Here is a 22922-nt window from a genome sequence, read left to right on the forward strand (position 1 = left end):
GAGTCGCCTATCGTGAAACCAATTCGACATTTGTTTCGTATTTCTACCTTTAAGGGTCGCGTTCGATTCTGGGTGGGGGCGCTCATTGTGGCGATGAGCTTGCTCATCGTGCTCTCCTTGTCTTTTCTTGTGTATAAGATTAAGGAAGATGAAACGGCGGTCTACCTGCAAGAGACTGTCGAGCTGCAAAGCCGGTTCATTGACAGGTGGAAGCGGGAGCGGTTGGTGGACGTTCGCAATCTGGCTGCGCTCTATACCTCCTTCGATATTCAGGCTGACAAGGCGCGAGTCAAAACCGAGCTTGAGAACCTGTTAGAAGCTCAGATGGAATTCCGGTCGGTCTCCTTTGCGGATGCCTCTGGTGTCGTTAGGTGGAGTATTGGCGGAGCTGTAGGTACCAGTATGGCGAACCGCGATTATTTTTATCAGGTACAGAGCACGAAGAAGGAGTATATATCCGAGCTGATCGAGAAGCGCAACGTCGGCGAATCGGTTGTTGTCTTCGCGGTGCCCGTGATGAGAGGCGAACAATTCCAAGGCGTCGTAGCCGCGGAGGTAAGCCTGGAGCTGCTGATCCGCTTGATCAGGGAGATTCAGCCGAGATCCTCGGTCGATACGTATATCTTGAACTTTGAAGGATACTTGCTGACCGGGACCGATTCGGTGGCTGCGACCACCCCGGTTTCGACAGCTACGGCTCTGGGCCGCAAGTTCGATACTGCCGTCCTGGAGCGTGCCCTTGCCGGTCGGCAGGAGAAATCGGCTTATCGGAATCTGGAAGGGGTGAAGGTGTTCGGGGCTTTCGCCTGGACGCCGGATCGGTCGTGGATACTGGTAGCCGAGATTCCGCATGTGGAAGTATTCGAGCCCTATTACACGTTGATCAAGCTCATGTTCGCGATTACATTGATCGTCTTGATGGTAAGCTACGTGATCGCCATCGGCTTGACGAGCAAGATGGAGATGCTGATCGAGCATTTGCGCCAAGGGACGAAGCATATTCGGGAAGGCCACTATGGGCACCAGATCGACCAGAGCTTGATCAATTCTGCACCGGCCGAGCTTCGGGAGCTGTCCGAGAATTTCAATGTGATGTCGGAAAAATTGAAATCCACTGTAGTGCTTCTCGAAGAATCGGCTGTCATCGACCATCTGACCGAAGTGTACAACCGCCGGTTCCTGATGAACGAGGGGAACAAAATGCAGATGGCGGCGATGCGGGCGGGCAGCCCGTGCTGCATTCTGCTGATCGATGCCGACTACTTCAAATCGATTAACGATCGATACGGCCATCTCGTCGGCGACCGGGTGCTGCGGCATATCGCGACGGTGCTGATCGGCTGCGTCCGCACATCCGATGTCGTCGCGCGTTATGGCGGCGAGGAGTTCGTCGTGCTGGCGATGAATTGCGACCTGCAGCAAGGTCAGGAGCTGGCTGAGCGGATCCGCGCTTGGATCGAGAACTCCCCGTACCGGGAAGATTCGTTCACGATCCGGATCAGCGTCAGCATCGGCGTCACGCAGAACAGCCGCACCCGCAAGTTCGGCACGAACGTGCTGGAGGATATGATCGAGCGCGCCGACAAGGCGTTATACAAGGCGAAGCATCGCGGCCGCAACCGGGTCGTGGCGGAGAGCGACGAGCTGGAGGAGGCGGACTCCGATCCGTTGCAGGCGGAGCCCGGGTATAGCCGCAGGCGAGGGCAGGATCGGCTTCCTGCGAGTGAGAGCAAGGAGAAGAGCAAGGGCTCGAAAGAGGCTTCGGACGGGAAAGAAGGTGCCGCCGGAGACGGGGATGCTCCTTCACAAGGTTCGGAGGCATCTGGGAAGCCCTCAGGCGACGGTGGAGACGGCGGCGATTGAGGCCGACGGTTAGATAGGAGGAGCCGAATGTGAGTGGTAGAGGTCGCGAAGAGCGGCTTGGGCGGCAGCGTGTGGCGGTAATAGCCGGGTCTACGGGTTTGATCGGGACGCAGTTGGTCCGGTTGCTGCAGCAGCAGCGGGCCGTGTATAGCCGAGTGATCGTGCTGACCCGCCGACCTCTGCCTGCCGAGGTTCTGGCGAGCAAGTCGCCGGTACCGCTCGAGCAGCGGGTGATTGACTTCAATCGGCTGACGGAAGCGTTTCCCGACGGCTCAGAGGTGTTGACCGACGCAGACGTGTACTGCGCGCTCGGCACGACGATCAAGAAAGCCGGCTCGCAAGCTGAGTTCCGGCTGGTCGACTATGAGTATCCGCTGGAGCTCGGGCGTCTGGCTTCGCAGTTCAGCGCCGCGAGGTTCCTGATCGTGACGGCGATGGGGGCGGATGCGCGTTCGCGGATTTTCTACAACCGGGTGAAGGGCGAGGTCGAGCGGGAGCTGCGCGCGCTCGAGTTGCAGGCGCTGCGCATCTTCCGTCCGTCGCTCCTGCTCGGGGAGCGGGAGGAGCACCGCACCGGCGAACGTATCGCCGTTGCTCTGGCGCCGCTGATGAACCTGCTGCTGCGAGGCCCGCTGGCGAAGTACAAGCCGATCGAAGGCTTGGCCGTGGCGCAGGGGATGACTGCGGCGGCGACAGCCGGGTTTGATGTCGGTGTGGGTGAAGGTGAGTCTGCGACGATCGTGTTCGAGTCGGATCAAATTGCAGCGCTTGCACGCGCGTGGTTCTCTCGCTAGCCGATAGGCAGCTTCTAAAAAAGCTCCGTCTCCCGCCGATGCGCGAGCCGGTTGATCCGGCCTCCGCTCGGGTGGAGAAGGAGCTTTCTCTTTTGGTGCGTGTGCTGCCGTGGTTTCAAGGTCACCCGCCGAAAGCGTCCCGGAAATGCCTGGACAGGTGAGCCTGTTCGACATTCCACAGCTCGGCGATTTCGGAGCAGACATTCTCGTCCCACCAATCGCAGAGCAGCTTGCGGTTGCTGCCGTTGTCGACGATGAACTGCAGGTTCAGCACTACTTTTTTCAGGTACAAGTCTTCGGCGGCTACGAGCTGGGCGGGGGGAATCCATATTTTCATCCGCTTCACCGTCCGGTACAATTCGTTGTTGCAGGCCCGTCTGAGCTTGCGCAGCGTCGGTAAAGCGTTTTTATGCTTCTCGTTTGTCGGTTGCACGCTTCGGGTCACATCCTCTCCGTACCACATTATGCAGCAGGGAGACGATAGGCTACTCGGCAGAGGCTAGTCGACGACAATGTATCCGATCATCGGTCCGTTATGGTTCATGTCGGGGTGGGTGAGGCAGATGATGCGGTATACGCCTTCTTTTTCAATTTGGAGCGGGACGATCGTTTCTTTCCCTTGTTTGACCTCACCCTTGATTTGGGTGCCTTCGATGATAAAGGGGTGGCTGGCGCCGTTCACGCCGCGGATGCTCAGCTTCACCTTCTCGCCCTTGTCGACGTAGATCGTCCCGGGATCCCAGCGGTAAGCTTCGAGCTTCGTTCCGTCCGGCATCGTGGCGTTGAACTCGCCGGTCACCAGGTGGATGACGCGTTCCTCCCGCATCGCTCCGGTTGCCGCGCGCAGCTCGTTGCGCTGGAAGTACAGGATGGCGGCGGCTGCCAATATGGCGATGCCGAGCGTCAGGATCAGATGCTTGCGGTGAATGACATAGAATTTGGTCATCGGACTTGATCTCCTTCTCGGTATGATCAGGCGCTGGCGATGCGGCCTGTCCTTCCTCCTATTACTTATGCGGGGGCTTGTCGCCTCATGACTGGGCCGGATGCTGGGTGGGGGATAATTATGGTAGAATACATGTAGGCTCTGGAAGCAATTTATTTCATAGGAAAGTAGGCTTGCTAACGTTATGATGGATTTCCTTCACCAAATCGTCGATTCGGTCATGTCCTGGATCACGCATCTCGGGCATTGGGGCATTATGCTGGGTTTGATGATCGAAATTATTCCGAGTGAAATCGTACTCGCGTTCGGCGGATATCTCGTGTCTACGGGCGATATCAACTTCTGGATGGCGGTGCTGTTCGGCGTCATCGGCGGCGTTATTGCGCAGATTTTCGTGTATTGGATCGGGCGTTACGGCGGCAGGCCGTTTCTGGAAAGGTACGGCAAATATATTTTCATCACCAAGCATCACATCGACGTCTCCGAGGATTGGTTCAATAAATATGGGACCGGCGTGATCTTCACGGCTCGTTTCATCCCGGTCGTACGCCATGCGATCTCGATCCCGGCGGGAATCGTGCGGATGCCATTGATGAAATTTACGATATTGACGACGCTGGCTATTATCCCTTGGTCGATTCTTTTCGTGTACCTAGGTAAGACGCTGGGCGAAAATTGGAAAACGATCGATGAGAAAGCGGCGCCTTATGTGCACTGGCTCATGTATGCGGCGATTGCGGCAATCGTGCTGTACGTGGCGTACAAGCTATGGAAGCGCGGCAAAAAGAAGTCTTATAGCCAAGGCTACGAGACTTCCGAGAAGCAGCATACGGCTCAAAAGCTGCGGTCGCTCGGCGCCGATTATCGCGTGCTGAACACGCTGACGGTTCGCTCGAGCAGCTCCTCGCAGTCGATCGACCACGTTGTGGTCGGGCCGAACGGGGTGTTCCACGTCGACACGAAGTGGAGCACGGGCAATGTGTATTTGGCGGAGCCTGCGGACGCGGCGCTCTCGGTAGGCGAAGCGGGCGCGGCCAAGCCGGGCGAGGATCCGACGGCGCAGCTGTACCGTCACGAGTTCGCGCTGAAGGAGCTGCTGCGGGAGCAGCAGCTGCAGGCCGACGTCGTCGGCATTTTGCTGTACCCGCACCCGGAGGTGCGCCTGATCGGCAAGAGCCCGGCGTTCGCAGCGATGAAGCCGGATCAGCTGGTGGCGTACATCCAGGCTTCTAAGCCGAAGCATCCGCTAAGCCAGGAGCAGGTCGCCGAGATTGCGAAGCAGATCGAGAACCGCAGCAAGCCGGTTCGGTAGTGGCGATTGGTGCAGACGGTCGGATTTTGCTAATATAGAAGGATGGAATTCAATATTAGGGCGGTCTTCTGGACTTGCCCGACCGGGAGGGTACATACGATGAGCACCAACAACTTGTCGGCCAAAATTGGCAAAGGCTTGACGCCTTCGCAGTTCGTCGAGGCGATGACGAAGAACCAGGAGCGGTTCCATGAGCTGCAGAGCGGCTTTGAGTGGGGAAGCGAGGTTGACAAGAGCTTCTACGAATCGCTCAGCAACCGGGATGACTTGCGCTGCTTGATTCTGGCTTCGGACTGGTGCGGCGACGTCGTGCGCAACGTGCCTGTCGTGTTCCGCGCGCTGGAGAATTCGGGTATTCCGGTTGAAGTGCTGATCATGGAAGAGCACACGGAAACTATGGATCAATTCCTGACGATGGGCGGACGGGCGATTCCGATCGTGATCTTCGTGGACACCGGCGGTTTCGTGCTGGGCCAATGGGGACCGCGTCCGAAGCATGTCCAGGCCGTTATGACGGCGTTCAAGCAAGCGAACCCGGACCGCCATGCACCGGACTACGACGAGAAGATCAAGGTGGCCCGCACCGAGATGATGGCGCAATACGGGGAAGGCACGGCTTATCAGCAAGTGATCGTTCGCGAGCTGCGGGAGCTGCTGTCGCAGTTCTGAATGTTGCGGGAGGCGCTATGCTGAAGATTGAGAAATTCGAGCTGGGACCGGTTCAGACGAATGCGTACTTGCTCAGCACGGAGGACGGGAGCCGCGGCGTCGTCATCGACCCGGGGATGAACCCGAAGCCGCTTCTGAAGCGCATCGAGGGGATGCAGATCGAGGCGATTCTGCTCACCCACGCGCATTTCGATCACATCGGCGGCGTGGACGAGATTCGCAAGTGGAAGGGCTGCCCGGTTTACTTGCACGATGCGGAGGCCGACTGGCTGACGGATGCGCGCAAGAACGGATCGGCACGGTGGCCGGAGCTTGGGGCTCTGATCGAGAGCGAGCCGGCGGACTATGCACTGGACGAGGGTATGACGCTCGAGGTGCTCGGCGAGCGGCTGCAGGTGTTCCACACGCCGGGGCATTCGCCCGGGAGTGTGAGCTTTCTGTACGCGAACAAGTATTTGTTCAGCGGCGATGTGCTGTTCCGGCTGTCGGTTGGCCGGACCGATCTGACGGGCGGCAGCGAGCGGGTGCTGCTGGAGACGATCCACGGCAAGCTGTTCGAGCTGGCCGACGACGTTGTCGTCTACCCCGGCCACGGCGGCAAGACGACGATCGGGTATGAGCGCGAGCATAATCCCTATGTTTGACTGGTTGGTGGGAATCGGACTGGAGCAGTTGGCTCCAGTCCGATTTTTTGTCGAGCGGCGGCGTGCCGCTATTTACAGAGAAAGTCCGCCAGCTCCAGCGAGAACAACGCGGCCGCATGAGACTGTGCCCCCTCGGGCATCGTAACGACACCGATGGATCTAGCGGGAATCAGCTCCACCGCGCGCAGCTCGAACAGTCGGCCGTCGGCGAGCTCTTCCACCACGAACTCACGGGTCGTGAGGGCGACTCCCATGTCCCTGCGCACGAACTCGAGGAGCAGGTCGACGCTGCCGAGTTCGATGTCCGGGACGAGCGAGAGGCCGTAGCTGTGCAGCAGCGCATGGAGATAGGCGCTAGTCCGGCTATGAGCCGAGAGGGTGACGAACGGATGCCGGATGAGCTCGGCGAGCGAAATCGGACCATTCCCAAGCTGTCGCGCTAGGGCCGGGCCTGCGATAAAACAGCTCTCCAGCTCGCGTGAGGCGAGGACATTCACATGGGCCCCGTCCTCCGCCGGTAGATGGACGATTGCGCAGTCGATCTCACGTTTCACGAGCCGTGAAGTGAGTTCGGCGCTTTTCCCGTGAGAAAGCAGGATGCGGATGCCGGGGTGAGCCCTGCGGAATCGCTCCAGGAACGGCAGGGCGAAATGCTTGCACAACGAGTCGCTGGCTCCCAGCCTCACAACCCCGGAGGCAAACGTCTTCATCTCTCCGATTTTGCGCTCCCCCGCCTGCAGCAGCCGGTACGCCTGCTCCACGAAGTGAAACAGCGCCTGGCCTTCGCCGGTCAGCTCCACGCCCTTCGCCTTTCGCTCCAGCAGCCGAACGCCCAATTGCTCTTCCAGCTGTTTGATCGCGTAGCTGGCGCTCGGCTGGGTGATGTACAGCTCTTGCGCCGCTTTTGTCAGGCTGCCGCTCAGCGCCGCTTGGTAGAATACTTTGTAATAATCCATTGTACTCATCAGACATTAATCCTCTCTATGGAATGAATACAAAATTTTAATTTTATCTATACCAATACTCCTTTTATACTATAGAAAAAGAACCCTTAAGGCAATTGTTGTTGGCCAACAAGGGAAAGGAGACGCGTATGGATCCCGTACTGACGTGTAATCAGGAAGCAATCGGAGAGGTGGAGCTGCAGCCGCCGCCGCATGCTCCGAGCGGGGCGACGATTATGGTTCCCGGCAGCAAAAGCTATACGAACCGGGCTCTTTTGCTCGCCGCTATGGCGGAAGGGACTACCGTCCTGCGCAACATCCTGCGAAGCGACGATTCCGCCTGGTGCTTGGATGTGTTGACCCGGCTAAGTGTGAAGTTTACGATTGATCCAGCCGACCCGACCACTCTTGTCGTCGAAGGCACTGCCGGACATTTTACATCCGCCTCGCTGTACATGGGAGCCGCCGGCACGATCGCTCGTTTCTTACCAGGGTTGCTTGCCGTCAATGGAGTTAGGGGAGCTGCCGCTGCTTGGACGCTAGACGGCAGCCGCAGGCTGCGGGAAAGGCCGATTGCCCCGTTGGTGGAGGCCTGGAGGCAATTAGGCGCTCACATCCGCTACGTCGGGCCTGAGGGGATGCTGCCGATCGAAGTGCTATCGTTGACCGGCGGTATCCGAGGAGGAGAAGTTACGATGTCTGGCGCGGTGTCGAGCCAGTTTATTAGCGGCTTGTTGCTGGCGGCTCCCTATGCACGAGAAGGCGTAACGATCTGCTTATCCGACTCGATCGTACAGCTTGCCTACGTGGAGATGACGATCGACCTCATGCGCCGATTCGGAGTCCATGTCGAAGTAAGCGACACATTCGATAGATTCCATGTGGCTCCCGGGCAGCGCTATCTCGCACAGGACATACAACTGGAATCGGATGCGTCTACGTGCGGTTACTTTTTGGCCTATGCGGCCGTAACGGGTGGACATATTCATCTGGCAGGGCTAGATCCGGCAACCAAGCAACCGGATATCGGGCTGTTGTCTATTTTGGAACGAATGGGTTGTCGAGTAGAATGTTCGGAAGGAGCGGACGAGGGGATCGACCTATGGGGGCCGCAGACGTTGAAGGGAGGCTTCACCGTGAGCCTGCGAGAGTTGTCCGATCAGACGCTTACGATTGCCGCGCTGGCACCGTTCGCCGACGGACCGATTACGATCACGGGAGTGGAGCATATTCGCCAGCATGAATGCGATCGGATCCGAGCGATGTGCGAGTCCCTGACCCGGCTGGGCATTGAAGTCGATGAGTATCCAGACGGGTTGAAAATAGTCCCGAGCCGACCTCAGCCTGCGGTCCTGGACACGTACGACGACCACCGGATGGCGATGTCTCTCGCTCTGGTCGGCGCCAAGGTCGGCGGCATCCGGCTGCGCGATCCAGGCTGCGTGGCGAAAACATGTCCGGACTATTGGGAGCGGATGCAGCAGTTAGGGTTGATCGTCAGGAGGCTGGCTTAGCCACTGCCCAGCCTTAAACTGCTCCAAGCAGGCTTGGCAAATGCACGCCTTCCCTCTGAGCTCGGACGGGATCAGTTCGAAAATCCCTTCGGGAAAGCCGGCGTTCAAGCACCAGCAAGATTCGATCGGCTGCCCGTCCAATACGCCGCACTTGTTGCTTTGTTTGCAGATGGAGCAAAGCTTAGGATCATGTTCCGACAAACGGCACTCTCCTTTCCGTCACACAAATGATCTTTCTTTCCAATGTTTCCTATGATATCCTTAACTTTAGCGGAAGCACCGCCATTCGTAAAGCCTAGCTAGTCTAGCGTTTTGCGAGTTGGCCGGTGCTTATTTTTGTTTTGGAGAAGAGGAGGGATCGGAGGTTTGGCGGTTGATCATGATCGATTGTTTAAAGAGCTGCTTCAAACGTTTTTCGGAGAGTTCATTCATTTGTTTTTCCCGCAAGCCTACGAAGCGATCGACTTCGATCAGCTTAAGTTTTTGTCGGAGGAGGTGTTTACCGATGTGACGGCTGGAGAGAGGAGACGCGTCGATTTGCTGGTGGAGACGAGGCTGCGGGAAGAAGATGTGCTCATCCTTGTGCATGTGGAGCCGCAAGCGTACTACCAGAAGCTATTTGCCGAGCGGATGTTTATTTACTCTACTCGCTTGTATGAGAAGTATAGGCGGCGTATTATGCCGATCGCCATCTTCAGTTATGATACGCCGCGGCATGAGCCGAGTTCATTTGGCTGGGGCTTCTCTTTTTTGGAGGTGCTTCGTTATCATTTTTTCAGCGTCGAGCTGAAGAAATGCAATTGGAGGGAGTACATCCGACAGGACAATCCAGTGGCTGCTGCGCTTTTGAGCAAAATGGGCTATACTGAGGAGGAGAAGGTGCAGGTCAAATTGGAGTTCCTGAAGATGCTCGTTCGCATGGAGCTGGATCCGGCCAGGATGCAGATGATCGCGGGCTTTTTCCACAATTACTTAGTGCTGAATGAGGCTGAGGAGCAAACGTTGAGGGAGGAAATCCGAATGCTGGATCGCAAAGTGGAGGACATCGTCCATAACAATCTAGACTATTACTGGGATAAGGCTACGCTTCAACGAGGTGTCGAGCAGGGCATGGAGGAAGGCCTGGAGAAAGGCATCGAGCAAGGACTGGTACAAGGCAAACTGGAAGAAGCGCGCCGAATCATCGGCAAGTTCCTGGAAGCCCGATTCGGAGAAGCAGGCGTACGTATGACCGACCAAGTTGCCGCCATAGACGATCTAACACAACTCGAGCGTATGGCAGATTCGCTATTCATGGTGAACCGGCTTGAAGAAGCCGAGCAACTAATTGCTGAAGCGTCCTCGAAATAAGCGCAGACTTCAGCCACGCTTCGAGAAAAGTTGCATGATTTTGTTTTTCTTCCGGTTCTGCAGCTCCTTCTTGAGCGCCGCTTCCACGGATTCCGCAAGCATATCGAATTTCTCCGCAACGGTATAATCGATCACTTTCCCGCAATGGGCGCAGTTCCGCCACTGGAGATCGGTTACTTTGGAGCAATGAGCGCATCGAAACATTAGAATCCCACCTTCAGCCGAACAAGTCGGAAGCGATTGCACAACCTTTATAGCATTATATCGACAGGTTAACGGTGTTTTTTGACAGGTGGTATCATTTTTTTTGTATGGAAAAATTGGTGAAATTCGCCTAATAATTATAAAACCCCTATTCCTCTGGCGAGGAACAGGGGTATTTGCTAACTCCCTACCACTGAAAGTTCATCGGCTTCCCGGTTTCCGCGAGCGTCTTGATGTTGCTCAAGATCAGCCACCAATCCTGTGAAACGCGTTCGTAAGAAGGATGACCGTCCGTCCACTCGTCATTTACGAACGTCAGCTTCGTGCAGTTGTACACCGTCTCCAGCGTGTAGGTCATGCGGGTTTGCAGCTCGGCATGGTTGTCCCAATAGGAAGGTCCCGGATGTTCGGTCATGCTGATGCGTTTGTTCGGCTCATACTCGAGGATGGTGCCATAGACGTGAACCGTTTCGTCGCCGTCTTTGCCGGGTCCCACATATTGATAGGGCTCTCCGACTGCGAAAGAAGAACGGAGCTCGCTGCCGAAAAAAATTTGACGCACGCCTTCTGGCGAGATGAATGTGTTCCAGACCGTTTCCAGCGGAGCATCGATATAAAACTCATATTTCAAGGGGGTCAAGCTCATTGTGCGTTTCCTCCTGCCAGATATAGATTGGATGAAGACGGAGCATGCAATTGCAGAGGTTGTAAAAGGTTGTTAGTATGAAGTATACAGGTTGTCCAAGCGCATTGTCTTGTAAAAACGCGACACCCATGCCGAGAGGAGTGACCGTTCCGTGACTCAAGTCCAATTGAAGCCCAGCATGGGCGTGTTGAAGCTGCATCAGCAGGTGGAGGCGAATCGATTTCGGCTGGTGCGGTACGCGCCGTCGGAGGAAATCGGTTTTTTCGTGAAGCATTATTGGATCGTATCCTGGGATTTGACCGCAGCGGGGGATGAACCCTTCCTGCAGGAAGTCGTGCCGAATCCTTGCGTCAATCTGGTTGTGGAGCGAGGAAAGTCCGCTATTTTCGCCCCTGCGAAGCAAAGGCATGCCCACTACATCGAGGGGAAAGGAACCGTGTTCGGCGTCAAATTCAAGCCTGGCGGGTTTTATCCGTTCGTGAAAACAGCAATCTCCGGCATGGCAGAGCATCCTCTTGGCTTGCATGAGGTGTTCGGAGCGGAGGCAAGGGAGACGGAGCACGCCTTCCTGACGGAGGCGAATGGCGATGAGCGGATGGTGGAGTTGGCGGAAGCCATGATTCGACCGAAGCTACCCGTGCCGGATGAGAATGTGACGCTGATCAATCGGATCGTCGACCAGGTGTGTGAAGATCGCACGCTGACCAAGGTGGATGAGCTGTGCGAGTCGTTCGATCTTAACAAGCGCAAGCTGCAGCGGCTATTCGAGCAGTATGTCGGGGTTAGCCCGAAATGGATGATTCGATTGTATCGAATTCAGAATGCCGCTGAAGCAATCGACCTCGGCGAGGAGCACGACTGGCTGCAGCTGTCGCTGAAGCTGGGCTATTACGATCAAGCGCATTTCACGAAAGATTTCAAGCTGCTGGTCGGCAAAACGCCTGAAGAATACGGCCGGAAGCAAGCGGCGATTCATGATCCGGCGTAACAGCAAACCCTCCATCCCCCTGATTGGGAGTATGGAGGGTTTTTTGTGTTTACTAGGCAAGAACCTCTCTAATAGCGGCCGATTGTTCTGGCTGCAGGATGAGCTTGCCTCCGGCGGCATTCGATTCGAGCTGGCGGATCGAGGTGGCGGATGGGATGACCGGCCCCATTCCGGGCAAGCTCAGCATATAGGCGATCACCAGCTCGCTAAGCGGCATCTCCCATTTACGAGCAAGTCCGCTCAGGCGGTGCAGCTTGTCCATGTCGGCAGGCGAAATCTGATCCGCGACACCTTCATCATACAGTCGATCGCCTGGCCCGACATTCGCCAGATCCAGGTAGCGATCGGTCAGCAGGCCACGAGCTAGAGGGCTCCAGGCAATGAAGGAAGCGCCGCACGCCGCGCAGTAGTCGAGTACGCCGGCCCGCGCGGGCTGCTCGCCATGGAGCAAGTCGAACTGGTTCTGCACGGCGACGAACCGCGAGCGCAGGGAAGGCGAAGCCTGGCGATATTGCTCCAGCTGAGCGATCGTGAAGTTGGAGACGGCGAAGTAACGCACTGTTCCGCGAACGACCAAGTCTTCAATGGCCAGCAAGCTTTCCTCTACAGGAGTTCCCGCGTCATATTGATGGAAGTACAGCAGATCGATCCGATTCGTCTGCAACCGTTCCAAACTCGCTTCCACGGAATCGAGAATGCTCAGGCGGGACAGCCCGCTATGATTGGGCGTGATTCCGTCCATGGCGCCGCATAGCTTGGTTGCCAGGACGATGTTCCGGCGCTGGTCGCCGTTGTGGCGCAGCCAGCGGCCGATGACGCGCTCGGAGTTGCCGGACGCGGCATTATAGCGGTTGGCGGTATCCCAGAACGTTACGCCCAGCTCGACCGCCCGGTCGAATAGCGCGAACGATTCGGCTTCGCCGACCCGTGCCCCATCGCCGGTTTCGGGCAACCCGAGCTTCCAGGTCCCCAAACCGACGGCGGAAACTTGCAGTCCCGAGCCTCCAAGCCGCCGGAAGGGCATGCCCTGGAAGTCGGCGTTCGTGAAAGGAATGTTGTACAAGTCAGGCCGTGGAGTTAAATAATCCATTGGATTGATCCTCCTTTGTGTTTCGAGTTGATTTATTCGGCGCGTTGCTCGAACAAACGAGCGATTTCGATGATCACGCTTACCGCTTTCTCCATGTTGTCGACGGAGACGTATTCGTAGCGGCCGTGATAATTTTCGCCCCCGGTAAAAATATTCGGAGTAGGCAGCCCCATATAAGACAGTTGCGAACCATCAGTTCCTCCGCGAATCGGATGGACAATCGGCTGAATGTCCAAATTCTCCATCGCCTCACGGGCGATATCGACCACTTCGCGGACCGGCTCGATTTTCTCGCGCATGTTGTAATATTGATCGTTCATGTCCAGAGTGACGCTGCCGAAGCCGTAACGCCCCTGCATTTCTTCCACGATCGAGACGATTTGCGCCTTGCGCGCCGCGAAACGGGCTTTGTCGAAGTCACGAATCAAATAGTGCAGCTTCGTCTCCTCCACATCTCCGTGAATCGAAATCAGATGGTAAAACCCTTCGTAGCCGTCCGTAAACTCCGGAGCTTCGTCAGCAGGCAGCCGGCTTTGAATTTCCATGGCAATCTTGGCGGAGTTGACCATTTTGCCCTTGGCTGTCCCCGGATGAACGATTTTGCCGCGGCACGTGATCAGCGCCCTAGCGGCGTTGAAGCTCTCGTACTGCAGCTCGCCGAGCGGGCCGCCGTCCATCGTATACGCGAAGCTCGCGTCGAAAGCTTGTACATCGAACCGATGCGGCCCGCGGCCAATCTCCTCATCCGGCGTAAAAGCAACCCGGATTCGTCCATGTTTGATCTCCGGCTGTCGGATCAGCGCCGCCATCGCGGTCATGATCTCCGTAATCCCTGCCTTATCGTCAGCTCCGAGCAGCGTCGTGCCGTCGGTCGTCACTAATGTATGCCCCTTATAACGGGACAGCTCCGGGAACTGGCTCGGGGAGAGCACGATGTTCAGAGCTTCGTTCAACACGATGTCTTGGCCATCGTACTGCTCCACCACCTGCGGCTTGACACCGTCGCCGGTGAAGTCCGTCGCCGTATCCAAATGGGCCATAAAGCCGATCGTCGGAACTTGCTTGTCGGTGTTCGCGGGCAAGGTCGCCATCACGTAGCCGTTCTCGTCCATCGTCACCTCCGCCATGCCGATGCTCTTCAGCTCCTCGACGAGCTGGCGGGCCAGCGTCAACTGACCGGGCGTTGTAGGGCATGTCGTGCTCTCATCGCTTGATTGGGTATCGATAGTAACATACGAGGTGAAACGCTCGATAATCTCTTTTTTCATCCTATAGATCATCTCCTTGCCCCCATTATAGCCCATTTCCGAGCCTCCAGCCTAATGGTCAGGGGTTGTCCGGTTCAAGGCTCTGGCCGCATCGCGGCATAGGAGGAAGAGCAGCAGCATGGCGATGATGCTTATGACAGCCAGGACAATCGTCCCGCCCTGTAGAAGATTCGGCGAAAGATTGATCGTGAACGGCAAGAAGATGAGCATGGCAGCGTAGGAAAACACGACAAACCGTCGTCCCCGATCCACCGTTGTGGCGAAACTATGTGCCGACAGATCAAGCGCATGCTGAGTCATTTGGCGCAGGAACGTCTGGTTCAGCAATAAACCCAGGATCACGGTGACGCTCTGGTAGACGAACCACGAGATCGAGATTCCCGTCCCCTGCTCAGGCATGCCGGCTATAGGAACTAGTTCATGAATCGAGAGGACCGTTAAGAGTCCCGCCCAGGGGACCGCCTTCCGATACCCGGCCTTGACTTGATTCAATTGGAGCAGCGCACTCCAGACCAATCCATATCCCACAACATCCGGCAGCACATCGAAATTTTGAAGACGGAAGTCCAGGATCACCAGCAATAATCCCCAGGCATAGCGATGAAAGGCAGCTGACACGTTTATGACTCGTCACCTCCCTGTCGGTACTTTTTCACGTAGAACGCGAGGTCGCTCTTATATAGTTCCGGGCGTTTATCGATGAATTCGGTCGCCACCCGCATTCCGTCGATGTCCCAATAATGAATCATCAGCTTGTAGGCATTAAATCTTCTGCTGTCCTTAGGCGGTAGTTGGAATCGATAACCTACATCGATAGTGCTTCCGGCAGGCAATACGATTGGCCAGCTACTGAACCGTTCTTCTGACGTTGACTTTTGCATCAATTCAATAACATCTGCCAATTGCTCTTGGAAGCTGTAAGAAGCGGAGTGCAAGGTAACGTCCTTCTCTGCTTGAAAAACGCTGTGACCTGTGCCGTCGGATGAGCTGCCGCCTGACAGCATGCGGAGATGGTTGGGACTCCTTGGCAATATTGTCGGGTGTATAAGGAGTTCGCCGATCTCAACCGTGTCCACCGTTCCGTCGCTGTACCAGACCTGTAGCTGTTTTAATGTTCTCGGTTCGGCTACACGGTCCATAGTTTGTTGATCCAACGAGACCGTCACTTGATATAATTGCAGTCTGCCGGAATGATCAAGACTCTGGGTGTGCGAGACGTTCATGATCAGACCATTCGATAAATCGAATCGGAACGGTTTTCGTGTAGCGTCGCGATTATCAATGTAGTAGAAGTTGCTCATGTCCAATATGTTCACTGGATTGTCATAGCAATGCTTCAAGAACAGCGGTTTCTCCAGTTTCTGCGAATGATATACCCATCCGTTGCCAACCCAGGCTGCCGCCACGATTACGATCAGCAGCGAAAAGGAAAGATACCTCCTCATAGGATCACGAAATGCCGTTCGCCGGTGTAGCGCAATTTGCCTTCCTCCCTTTTCGTTGGTACACGCATAGAGCGTCCTCCTTCCGGATTCGCTGCATTTTGTTCTGATTGTATCATCATTAGGCAGAGAAATCTTGGGAAATTATGCAGGGGTTATATAAGACGAGGTGCTATATACGATTCGACAACTAGGCTAGCGACCTTCAGAGGGGGCTTCGGTTCGATCCAAAACCGATTCTAGCGTCTCCAGCATCGTATCGATCTCCGCTTCCGTCACAATCAACGCCGGCATTAGCCGGATGGAGCGCGGATTCGGCGAATTGATCAGGAGCCCCTCAGCCAAACAAGCGGCTGCGACCTCTGCCCCTTGCTCCCCCGGGAGATCGAAAGCGAGCAGCAGCCCTTTGCCGCGAATGCGAGTCAAGCCGTACTTGTCGGCCATCTGATGAAGCCGCTCGACTAAATATTGCCCCATCCGAGCCGCATGTCCGGACAAGTCGTGCTGCACAATCTCGTTCACCACCGCGTATCCTACCGCCATGCCCAACGGCTGCCCGATATAAGTGCCGCCTTGGTCGCCCGGCTCGAACAGGTTAAGCTTCTCGCGCGTCAGCACCGCAGAGAGAGGAAAGCCGCCGCCAATCCCTTTACCAAGCGTCATGATATCTGCATCAACGCCGTAATGCTCGGAGGCGAACAGCTTGCCGGTCCTCCCCAACCCCGTCTGAATCTCATCGAAGATCAGCAGAATGCCGACTTCATCGCAAACCTTCCGCACCTGCTTCAGGTACTCCGTTTCGACCGCGTGAACGCCGCCTTCGCCTTGCACGAGCTCGAGCATGACGGCGCAGGTGTCAGGACCGATCGCAGCGAGGAGAGCATCGATATCGTTCTGGGGAACATGTTTGAAACCCGGTGTTTTTGGCGCGAAGAGCGTCTCCCAATGCTTCTTCCCGGTTGCCGCCATCATCGCGAGTGTACGCCCATGAAATCCGTTGATCGTGGTAATGACCTCAAAAGCCCCTTGACGATGCTTCGCTCCGAATTTGCGGGCCAGCTTGACCGCGCCTTCGTTGGCTTCCGCACCGGTGCTCGCGAAGTATACCCGATCGTACCCCGATAAGCGAGTGAGTAAGGAGGCGAATTCGATTTGCCGCTTATTGTAATAGGAGGGACTTGCGTTCACAAGAGTGGTCGCTTGGTTGAACAATGCATCGCGTATCACGACAGGAGAATGACCCAGACAGGTCACCGCCCAGCCGCCGATAAAATCCAGATACTTCTTTCCCTCCGTGTCCCACAAATACATGCCTTCCCCGCGCTCCATCACGATGTCCGGGCGATTGGCGGTAAATAGGAGCGACCGCTGTGCCTCCTCCAACAAACTGGCGGTGTCTTGATGAGTCGATGTATAAGTATTCATCCATGCATTTCTCCTCGTATCATGATGTATTATTATACATTTATATGAATATAAATACAATCCGTTATTCCCACTTTTCTCTAGCTTGTTTCCGGTACAAGGTTGGACTGCATCCGAAATGCGCATTAAATTTTCTTGAGAAATAATAGGGAGACTCGAACCCGACATCGACGCTGATTTCATTCACTTGTCGACCGGTATATTCCAACAGCTTGGCCGCTTTCTGAAGTCGGAGGGTAAGGAGGGTGCCGATAATGCTGTCGCCGTACTGCTCTTTGAACAAATGGCACATCCGCGAGACCGACAAATGGAAGCGCTCCGCCAGTTCGGAAAGCTGCTGCGGTTCCTGCAGATGCTCGATCAAGTAGCTAAGAATCTGATTTGCTCTGCCGTCTTGAGAACGCTCGTGCAGGCTCAGATGCTCGGAATGAAGAAGGACAAGAATTTCGGACAAAGCGATGGAAGCGAGCTGCTGATGCCAAACGCCTTTGCGCGAGCTGTCCTGAATCAAACGACGAAACGCGTCTTGAATGCGAGCCTTCACCGACTCATCTTGCAAGGTCAAATAAATTAACTGCTCCTTCGTTCGCGGCAGCTGGAGCCATTCCAACCAATCCGGGAGAGGGACGAAATGCACCCACAATAACTCCCACTGGGAATTAGGCGCGGTTGCATAATGATGCGGCATGCCTGGGGAGAGGATGGCTACATCGCCGGCGGAGCAAGTTTGGATATCTCGATCGATTCTAAATTGTCCGGCTCCCGAGACGGTGTATACGAGCAGCCAATCCTTAGTCCCTGCCGGCCGATGCCCGTAAAACCCGTAGGTCTCCCGGAAATGATCCGCAATCAGAATGCCGTATGGCGGCGATGAGGTCGCTTTTTCGCTTACATGCAAATATTCGTTCATACAGCTCACCCTCCTATTTTGAGAGTATCGCTCTCCTTGCGGGCCGTCAATAAGTGAGGATTGGATCTAGCAAGATAGTGCATGCGATCAGCCAGCGGGTCCATTTATTTCAGGATGGGGCGGGATTACAATGTGGCTAAAAGCACTATGAGGAGTGTGGGAGATATGTCGATCGATCACGGACGTATGAAGGATGCAGGGGGAACAAACGATTGGCTGACCTCGGGGAGAAAGCTTTATTTCGATACGGAGGGGTACTGGGTGGCGCGAGGGCTGTTTACAAAAGCGGATGTGGAACAGGTGCTCGGCATTATGCATGCGCTGAACGATAGAAAGCCGATCGAAGGCTGCCACGAAACGATTGCCGCTAACGTGCCGTTGGATGATCCATTGAGGATTTACCCGAGAATCCTTTATCCTCACCGTGTGAACGAGTGGTTGCTGGGCAAGCTGCTAGAGGCCAAGCTGATGGACGTCCTGGACGAGCTGTTCGGCGAAGAGGCTTTGCTCGCGCAGAGCATGCTGTATTTCAAACCGCCGGGGGCACGGGGTCAAGCGCTGCATCAAGACAACTACTATTTGAAGGTGTCACCGGGAACTTGTATGGCCGCCTGGGTCGCTCTCGATGCAGCCGATCAGGACAATGGCGGGTTGGTCGTTGTGCCTGGGACGAACCATATGGATATCGAGTGTCCGCATGAAGCCGACAGCAACGAGTCTTTTTTTCGCGATGAAGTTCATTTGCCGCCTGGTGCCGCCGTCGTTCCGATTCAGCTGCAGCCTGGGGATGTGCTTTTTTTCAACGGCAGCACCATTCACGGCTCTTATCCGAACCGGTCGAAGGATCGATTCAGACGTTCGTTCATCGCCCACTATATCGGTCGCTCTACCGTTAGTACGAATCCTTACATTCGAGATGATCTGTATAACCGGCATGGCGAGCGGGTGATCAGAGAAGCGAATCCGGACGGAGGGCCTTGCGGGACGCCCTTTACGGGAGGAGCTCATTAATAAAGCTGAGGCTGCTGAACTAAGTTCAACAGCCTCTCTCTATGTCTTAACGTTGCTGGAAATAACGGGTAGCGGGTAATTGGAATATCCACGGCCCTCGTACTAGAATTTGTGGATTTGTTAATTTTAGCTTCATCTGCTTGGCGTCCGGATTTTCAAGGCTAAATTCGATGTACTCGATCGCACCGGTTTGATCGTTCATTCGGGCCATATGACTCCTAGCATCGATTCTGAAGTTGTGCAACGATTTCGAAGCTTGGGGATCAAAGTGCAAATCCAGATACAGGCGCAGCCCTGGTCCCTTGTCGGTTAGCCGCTCTGTACGAGTGATTGTAACCGGAAACCCTGCAAGGTTAAACGGTATGTTAAGATTGTCGACGGAATGTGTAGGTACTTGAATCGTAACTGTGTCGTCAACCTCCATATTAATCTCCGGGATCGTAAGCGTGTAGACTTTTTCGGCGGCGTTAGCGTCTGCTCCCAAGCGGAAGTGGAAGTCTCTGGCGGGACTAAACAGTCCCGGGATTAACTTCATCTGCATCGGCTGACCGGTCTCGTCGGTAACACTCAGCTTTTTCCCGTTGTGAATCCCATACCATCCATAATCCGCTACTCGCATATCGTCCGGATGCTGGGAGAGCAGCGACAAACGCCCGTTCTCTCCCTCTCTTGAAGCTACGGCGGTGATGGTGATTCCGTTCATCGAGACCGTTTCGCCCAGTTCTTCATAGCTGCCGACGGTTTCCGCCTGAACCAGTGTGAATGGAATTTCATACTTATCCGATTCTCCAAGCACAATTTTTGCAGGTCCAGCATGGATGTCAAGCTTCCCATTATACCAGTAACTAGCGGACCACTCGGCAGTTGACCATGTGGAAGTCGATCGTTGAATTTGGAACTCGACACCGCTCGAGTCGACCAATTCCAGCTGATCAGCCCTCTGGGATGGTTGGTTACCGGATAAAATCAGGAAAGTCATCTTGTCGTCTATTTGTACGCCGGAGAGGGTAATTTTGCCTTCGCCAATCTGGGTTGTCACGGAATTCTTCAGGATGAGACGCTTGAGTGGCTTCTCTTCCGTCTTCACAATACCTACCCCTGGCACGAATTGAAGCGCCTTCTGGATCGCAGCTCTTACTTGCGGCTGGAGCATAGCCGTTCCGACGAAGAGCAACAACAGGATACATAGGGCTCCCACCCACGGGCGTGGTTTCGCAAGCCGGGTCCGCCTTCGTTGCACACTTTCGGCTTGAGCCCGTTCAATCCCGAGGAGACTGCGGCTATGCAGATCGGAGGGCAGGGGGATCGACTCGAGCTCTTTTTTCCAGTTACCGTTCATTCCAATCTACCTCCTCCGCTTGTTTCCGCAGCTTTTTTAAGGCGCGATACAGAATCGTTTTGGCCGAACCTAGCGGCAACTCCAGCAGCTCAGCCGTTTCCCGAATCGTGTAATCGTAGTAAAATCGAAGTAAAACTACACTTTTCTCCGACTCATCCAGCAAATCAATCATGTCTTGGAGTGAAATAGATAAAGGAATATCCGGCGGCGAATGGTCATCGGCCAGATGCTCTTCGAACTCGTGTGAGAGGGGGACGAACCTCTGACGGCTTCGCAGCAAATCGATCGAGCAGCGAATAGTGATCCGGATCAGCCACGTTTTGAAAAACGAAGGTTCCCTGAGCTCCGGCAAAGATTTGTAGGACCGATATGCCGTCTCCTGCACCACATCCAGCGCATCCTCCACATGGTTCAAGTAGACGTGTGCAATCCGGTAAATATCCGCCTCGTATTGGCTGAACAACTGGAGATAGGCGTTCTGATCGCCCCTCTGGGCCAACTTCACCAAGCTTGAATTCAAGCTGCGCTCACCTGCCTGTACATGCTTTCTATAGATTAGACGGAGGAGATTCTGTTTTGGCTTTCGTGAAAATAAAAACTCTTGGTAACTTTCCGAGGTGAAGCCGCGTCTATATGTAAGGGAAATTATTCCATGCTTGTTTGGAGGGGCCGATATGCGTCGAAAGCTATGGTTCGGAATTTCTTTCATTATGCTGGTATTGGTTTTGGGATGCAAAGAGGAGTCCGTTTCTCCGACGGAAAGTTTCCCTTCACCCCCTCCGCTGAGCTATAATGACACCTCGACTAATCCGCCAACACCATCTCCTATTGGGACATCGTCACCGCAGACGTCGCTGGTGTTAGCGCAGGTTAGCTTCCGAGAATCGCTTGTTCAGCTATCGTTTGGCCAGAGCAGTGAGCAGTTGGGCTATGTGTTCCAGACCGTAGCGCGCGGGCAGCTTACGGAGGAGCCGATCAACGTGGTGAGGCATCTGGATAAGGAATTTTCCATTCGAATGGATTTGATGGACATGGAGCCTCCTGTGAAGGATCAGCTCTTGACACAAATTCGCACGGAGGGGAGCGTCGAATCCAGATTGGTTCCTGACTCTCAGGGGGCCGTGCTGCGCTTGACCGGGATGGCCGACACGTTCCAAGTGCGGATAGGCGATTTGCCTCCCATCCGTGTCACTAGGGCGGAGCCGTTGGACATTACCTTGGATTTGTCGGCCATGCAGAGGCCCGTGTTGGCGCTTTTCGGCCCGCTAGAAACCGTTGGGTCCGCCAGAACCGTTCTGCTATCCGAGCACGAGACGCAGATGGTCTTGGTGTTTTCGGAAGATATGAATCGAGCCTTCCCGATCAATCGTGAGCTGACAGGGGAGTGGCTGGATAACAGGCGATTTCGGATCGATCTTCGAAGACCGCCGCAGCCCCAGGTGCCTGAGCGAATCGAGACGGAGATCGATCTGACCACGTTCCGATCGCTTCGGGGCAATTATACGGCTGCTCATGATTGGGGGCTGAAGCTGTTTCAAGTGAGGGAGGGCGAATGGCGGGACGTAGTGAGCGGGGAGCGGATGGGATGGTCGCCAAGAGATCTATTCTATGAGACAATCGCTTTCGCGCCGGATGGGAAGAAATATGTCGGGGCGGTTAGGGTCGGGATGCCGGAAGGCGATGGAATCGGGCTATACTATGCGTTCGTTCTCGAGGAGGAGGGGAAAGCGCCAATCGTGATTGAAAATGCCTTGTTTACCAACTTTACACAGCAAGGCGTCCCGATTCAATGGTTGGATAACGATCGGCTTCTTTATGGCAGCAGCAATCAATTGTATGTTTACTCGATCGGCAAGGGGAAACGCACGACGGTTAGCGGGTTGGAGAATTTGGGCAAAGACGGCACTTGGCTGCATGCCGCGGCGGCGGATGCTTATAGAGGCTTGCTTCATATTCTGACGGGATCTTACGAGAGTGTGAACGGGGATGAGAGGGTTGTGATTCATGTCTATACTTATAGAGACGGACAGGAAAAGCCTTTGGAGGTCAGGAAGCGATGGGCGAATGTGCCTATCCATCAAAGTCGAATCGGCTACCTATTGTCGGTCGTTCCGGTTGAGAATGGGCTGTTCAGGACATTGATCAATGATGCGGAACAGATGGTTACGCGCTACGAAGACATGCAGGGGGCGGTGGTGGAGCTTCCGGGCTTTGTGCAGTATGCAGACAATGAGATTGTGTATCTGCTGGAGAATGTCCCAGGTATGGCTGGAGCTCCACCGTTTCAGCGGCTATGGACGTGGCGGTACGGGTCTGAGACGGACTTGGTGCAGTTGCCTGCATCGAGCGGTTGGATGCAGATGGTGGGCCGGCTGCCTGTAGCGGTGACGGAGCAAGGCTTTGAACGTTATGATGCGGATACTAACAGCTGGGTACCATGGGTGAGTCCGGAATTGGGGCCGATTCTGGCGGTTTCGGCGCAAACGAGGAAAGGGATGTACAAGGTGGGCGGCGTGGATTCTTGACTTGCCGGTTCGGGTTTGCTAAGTTAAGTTCAAAATTG

23 protein-coding genes and 2 pseudogenes are annotated in these 22922 nt (G+C 55.2%); 11 read left to right on the plus strand and 14 right to left on the minus strand.

Annotation, left to right across the window (positions count from 1 at the left end; all coding sequences use genetic code 11):
* Positions 1-12: 12 nt before the first annotated feature.
* Positions 13-1863 carry a sensor domain-containing diguanylate cyclase gene (locus tag PKO02S_RS10545; RefSeq protein ID WP_127582295.1) on the plus strand — a complete coding sequence of 617 codons (1851 nt, stop codon included), beginning with the start codon at positions 13-15 and terminating at the stop codon, positions 1861-1863.
* Positions 1864-1892: 29 nt separating this feature from the next.
* Positions 1893-2657 carry a Rossmann-fold NAD(P)-binding domain-containing protein gene (locus tag PKO02S_RS10550; RefSeq protein ID WP_127582297.1) on the plus strand — a complete coding sequence of 255 codons (765 nt, stop codon included), beginning with the start codon at positions 1893-1895 and terminating at the stop codon, positions 2655-2657.
* A 121-nt stretch (positions 2658-2778) separates the two neighbouring features.
* On the opposite strand, the gene PKO02S_RS10555 is transcribed toward PKO02S_RS10550, so the two are convergent.
* Entirely contained in the window at positions 2779-3090 is a 312-nt protein-coding gene (locus PKO02S_RS10555; protein WP_127582300.1) for a dehydrogenase, read from the minus strand.
* Positions 3091-3156: 66 nt separating this feature from the next.
* Positions 3157-3603, minus strand: a complete 447-nt coding sequence (locus PKO02S_RS10560) for a cupredoxin domain-containing protein (RefSeq protein ID WP_127582303.1) — start codon at positions 3601-3603, stop codon at positions 3157-3159.
* 187 nt (positions 3604-3790) lie between these two features.
* Between PKO02S_RS10560 and uptA the strand changes: the two are divergent.
* The 4 genes and pseudogenes from uptA to PKO02S_RS10575 all read left to right on the plus strand — a co-directional run.
* Positions 3791-4393, plus strand: a pseudogene (gene uptA / locus PKO02S_RS33200) (undecaprenyl phosphate transporter UptA); the annotation flags it as partial.
* 45 nt (positions 4394-4438) lie between these two features.
* Positions 4439-4915: pseudogene (locus tag PKO02S_RS33205) on the plus strand (nuclease-related domain-containing protein); the annotation flags it as partial.
* Between the two features lie 99 nt (positions 4916-5014).
* Positions 5015-5584, plus strand: a complete 570-nt coding sequence (locus tag PKO02S_RS10570; RefSeq protein ID WP_127582306.1) for a thioredoxin family protein — start codon at positions 5015-5017, stop codon at positions 5582-5584.
* Between the two features lie 17 nt (positions 5585-5601).
* A complete protein-coding gene (locus tag PKO02S_RS10575; protein WP_127582309.1) occupies positions 5602-6228 on the plus strand; it encodes an MBL fold metallo-hydrolase in 627 nt (208 codons plus the stop codon).
* A gap of 68 nt (positions 6229-6296) precedes the next feature.
* Here PKO02S_RS10575 and PKO02S_RS10580 read toward each other — a convergent pair whose 3' ends face one another.
* Positions 6297-7193 carry a LysR family transcriptional regulator gene (locus tag PKO02S_RS10580; protein WP_127582312.1) on the minus strand — a complete coding sequence of 299 codons (897 nt, stop codon included), beginning with the start codon at positions 7191-7193 and terminating at the stop codon, positions 6297-6299.
* Positions 7194-7321: 128 nt separating this feature from the next.
* On the opposite strand from PKO02S_RS10580, the gene aroA reads away from it, so the two are divergent.
* Entirely contained in the window at positions 7322-8686 is a 1365-nt protein-coding gene (aroA, locus tag PKO02S_RS10585; protein WP_127582315.1) for a 3-phosphoshikimate 1-carboxyvinyltransferase, read from the plus strand.
* On the opposite strand, the gene PKO02S_RS10590 is transcribed toward aroA, so the two are convergent.
* Positions 8657-8887, minus strand: a complete 231-nt coding sequence (locus PKO02S_RS10590; protein WP_127582318.1) for a cysteine-rich CWC family protein — start codon at positions 8885-8887, stop codon at positions 8657-8659. The genes aroA and PKO02S_RS10590 overlap by 30 nt on opposite strands.
* 165 nt (positions 8888-9052) lie before the next feature.
* Between PKO02S_RS10590 and PKO02S_RS10595 the strand changes: the two genes are divergently transcribed.
* Positions 9053-10036 (plus strand): RpnC/YadD family protein, encoded by a 984-nt coding sequence (locus PKO02S_RS10595; RefSeq protein ID WP_127582321.1) that lies wholly within the window; start codon positions 9053-9055, stop codon positions 10034-10036.
* Between the two features lie 9 nt (positions 10037-10045).
* On the opposite strand, the gene PKO02S_RS10600 is transcribed toward PKO02S_RS10595, so the two are convergent.
* Together PKO02S_RS10600 and PKO02S_RS10605 are read right to left on the minus strand one after the other, a co-directional pair.
* Positions 10046-10240 (minus strand): hypothetical protein, encoded by a 195-nt coding sequence (locus PKO02S_RS10600; RefSeq protein WP_127582325.1) that lies wholly within the window; start codon positions 10238-10240, stop codon positions 10046-10048.
* Positions 10241-10427: 187 nt separating this feature from the next.
* Positions 10428-10886, minus strand: a complete 459-nt coding sequence (locus tag PKO02S_RS10605; protein WP_127582328.1) for an SRPBCC domain-containing protein — start codon at positions 10884-10886, stop codon at positions 10428-10430.
* Between the two features lie 151 nt (positions 10887-11037).
* On the opposite strand from PKO02S_RS10605, the gene PKO02S_RS10610 reads away from it, so the two are divergent.
* Complete coding sequence (locus PKO02S_RS10610) at positions 11038-11874, plus strand: helix-turn-helix domain-containing protein (protein ID WP_246066914.1); 837 nt, start codon at positions 11038-11040, stop codon at positions 11872-11874.
* Between the two features lie 52 nt (positions 11875-11926).
* Here PKO02S_RS10610 and PKO02S_RS10615 read toward each other — a convergent pair whose 3' ends face one another.
* From PKO02S_RS10615 to PKO02S_RS10640, 6 genes are all read right to left on the minus strand, one after another.
* A complete protein-coding gene (locus PKO02S_RS10615) occupies positions 11927-12964 on the minus strand; it encodes an aldo/keto reductase (protein WP_127582331.1) in 1038 nt (345 codons plus the stop codon).
* Between the two features lie 32 nt (positions 12965-12996).
* Positions 12997-14232 (minus strand): peptidase T, encoded by a 1236-nt coding sequence (pepT, locus tag PKO02S_RS10620; RefSeq protein ID WP_127582452.1) that lies wholly within the window; start codon positions 14230-14232, stop codon positions 12997-12999.
* Positions 14233-14283: 51 nt separating this feature from the next.
* A complete protein-coding gene (locus PKO02S_RS10625) occupies positions 14284-14850 on the minus strand; it encodes a hypothetical protein (RefSeq protein ID WP_127582334.1) in 567 nt (188 codons plus the stop codon).
* A 2-nt stretch (positions 14851-14852) separates the two neighbouring features.
* On the minus strand, positions 14853-15572 hold the full coding sequence (locus PKO02S_RS10630) for a hypothetical protein (protein ID WP_127582336.1): 720 nt from the start codon (positions 15570-15572) through the stop codon (positions 14853-14855).
* 297 nt (positions 15573-15869) lie between these two features.
* Positions 15870-17099, minus strand: a complete 1230-nt coding sequence (locus PKO02S_RS10635) for an aspartate aminotransferase family protein (protein ID WP_127582339.1) — start codon at positions 17097-17099, stop codon at positions 15870-15872.
* 64 nt (positions 17100-17163) lie between these two features.
* Positions 17164-18009, minus strand: coding sequence for a helix-turn-helix domain-containing protein (locus PKO02S_RS10640; RefSeq protein ID WP_127582342.1), 846 nt, complete (start codon positions 18007-18009; stop codon positions 17164-17166).
* Between the two features lie 165 nt (positions 18010-18174).
* On the opposite strand from PKO02S_RS10640, the gene PKO02S_RS10645 reads away from it, so the two are divergent.
* Positions 18175-19020 carry a phytanoyl-CoA dioxygenase family protein gene (locus PKO02S_RS10645; protein WP_164821385.1) on the plus strand — a complete coding sequence of 282 codons (846 nt, stop codon included), beginning with the start codon at positions 18175-18177 and terminating at the stop codon, positions 19018-19020.
* A 46-nt stretch (positions 19021-19066) separates the two neighbouring features.
* On the opposite strand, the gene PKO02S_RS10650 is transcribed toward PKO02S_RS10645, so the two are convergent.
* The gene (locus PKO02S_RS10650; protein WP_127582348.1) at positions 19067-20359 is read right to left on the minus strand and encodes a hypothetical protein; all 1293 of its coding nucleotides are present in this window, start codon (positions 20357-20359) and stop codon (positions 19067-19069) included.
* Complete coding sequence (locus tag PKO02S_RS10655; protein ID WP_246066915.1) at positions 20349-20879, minus strand: sigma-70 family RNA polymerase sigma factor; 531 nt, start codon at positions 20877-20879, stop codon at positions 20349-20351. The genes PKO02S_RS10650 and PKO02S_RS10655 overlap by 11 nt, the downstream gene beginning before the upstream one ends.
* 337 nt (positions 20880-21216) lie before the next feature.
* Here PKO02S_RS10655 and PKO02S_RS10660 point away from each other — a divergent pair, with 337 nt between their 5' ends.
* A complete protein-coding gene (locus PKO02S_RS10660) occupies positions 21217-22884 on the plus strand; it encodes a hypothetical protein (RefSeq protein ID WP_127582351.1) in 1668 nt (555 codons plus the stop codon).
* The last annotated feature ends 38 nt before the right edge of the window (positions 22885-22922 follow it).

This window comes from Paenibacillus koleovorans NBRC 103111 (genome assembly GCF_004000845.1).
Classification (GTDB): domain Bacteria; phylum Bacillota; class Bacilli; order Paenibacillales; family NBRC-103111; genus Paenibacillus_AA; species Paenibacillus_AA koleovorans.

Excerpts from the sequence above, each read along its gene's own strand:
- PKO02S_RS10605 (WP_127582328.1), bottom strand. The coding sequence starts at position 10,886 with ATGAGCTTGACCCCCTTGAAATATGAGTTTTATATCGATGCTCCGCTG.
- PKO02S_RS10560 (WP_127582303.1), bottom strand. The coding sequence starts at position 3,603 with ATGACCAAATTCTATGTCATTCACCGCAAGCATCTGATCCTGACGCTC.
- PKO02S_RS10575 (WP_127582309.1), top strand. The coding sequence starts at position 5,602 with ATGCTGAAGATTGAGAAATTCGAGCTGGGACCGGTTCAGACGAATGCG.
- PKO02S_RS10650 (WP_127582348.1), bottom strand. The coding sequence starts at position 20,359 with ATGAACGGTAACTGGAAAAAAGAGCTCGAGTCGATCCCCCTGCCCTCC.
- PKO02S_RS10600 (WP_127582325.1), bottom strand. The coding sequence starts at position 10,240 with ATGTTTCGATGCGCTCATTGCTCCAAAGTAACCGATCTCCAGTGGCGG.
- pepT (WP_127582452.1), bottom strand. The coding sequence starts at position 14,232 with ATGAAAAAAGAGATTATCGAGCGTTTCACCTCGTATGTTACTATCGAT.
- PKO02S_RS10615 (WP_127582331.1), bottom strand. The coding sequence starts at position 12,964 with ATGGATTATTTAACTCCACGGCCTGACTTGTACAACATTCCTTTCACG.
- aroA (WP_127582315.1), top strand. The coding sequence starts at position 7,322 with ATGGATCCCGTACTGACGTGTAATCAGGAAGCAATCGGAGAGGTGGAG.
- PKO02S_RS10645 (WP_164821385.1), top strand. The coding sequence starts at position 18,175 with ATGTCGATCGATCACGGACGTATGAAGGATGCAGGGGGAACAAACGAT.
- PKO02S_RS10640 (WP_127582342.1), bottom strand. The coding sequence starts at position 18,009 with ATGAACGAATATTTGCATGTAAGCGAAAAAGCGACCTCATCGCCGCCA.
- PKO02S_RS10570 (WP_127582306.1), top strand. The coding sequence starts at position 5,015 with ATGAGCACCAACAACTTGTCGGCCAAAATTGGCAAAGGCTTGACGCCT.
- PKO02S_RS10580 (WP_127582312.1), bottom strand. The coding sequence starts at position 7,193 with ATGAGTACAATGGATTATTACAAAGTATTCTACCAAGCGGCGCTGAGC.
- PKO02S_RS10635 (WP_127582339.1), bottom strand. The coding sequence starts at position 17,099 with ATGAATACTTATACATCGACTCATCAAGACACCGCCAGTTTGTTGGAG.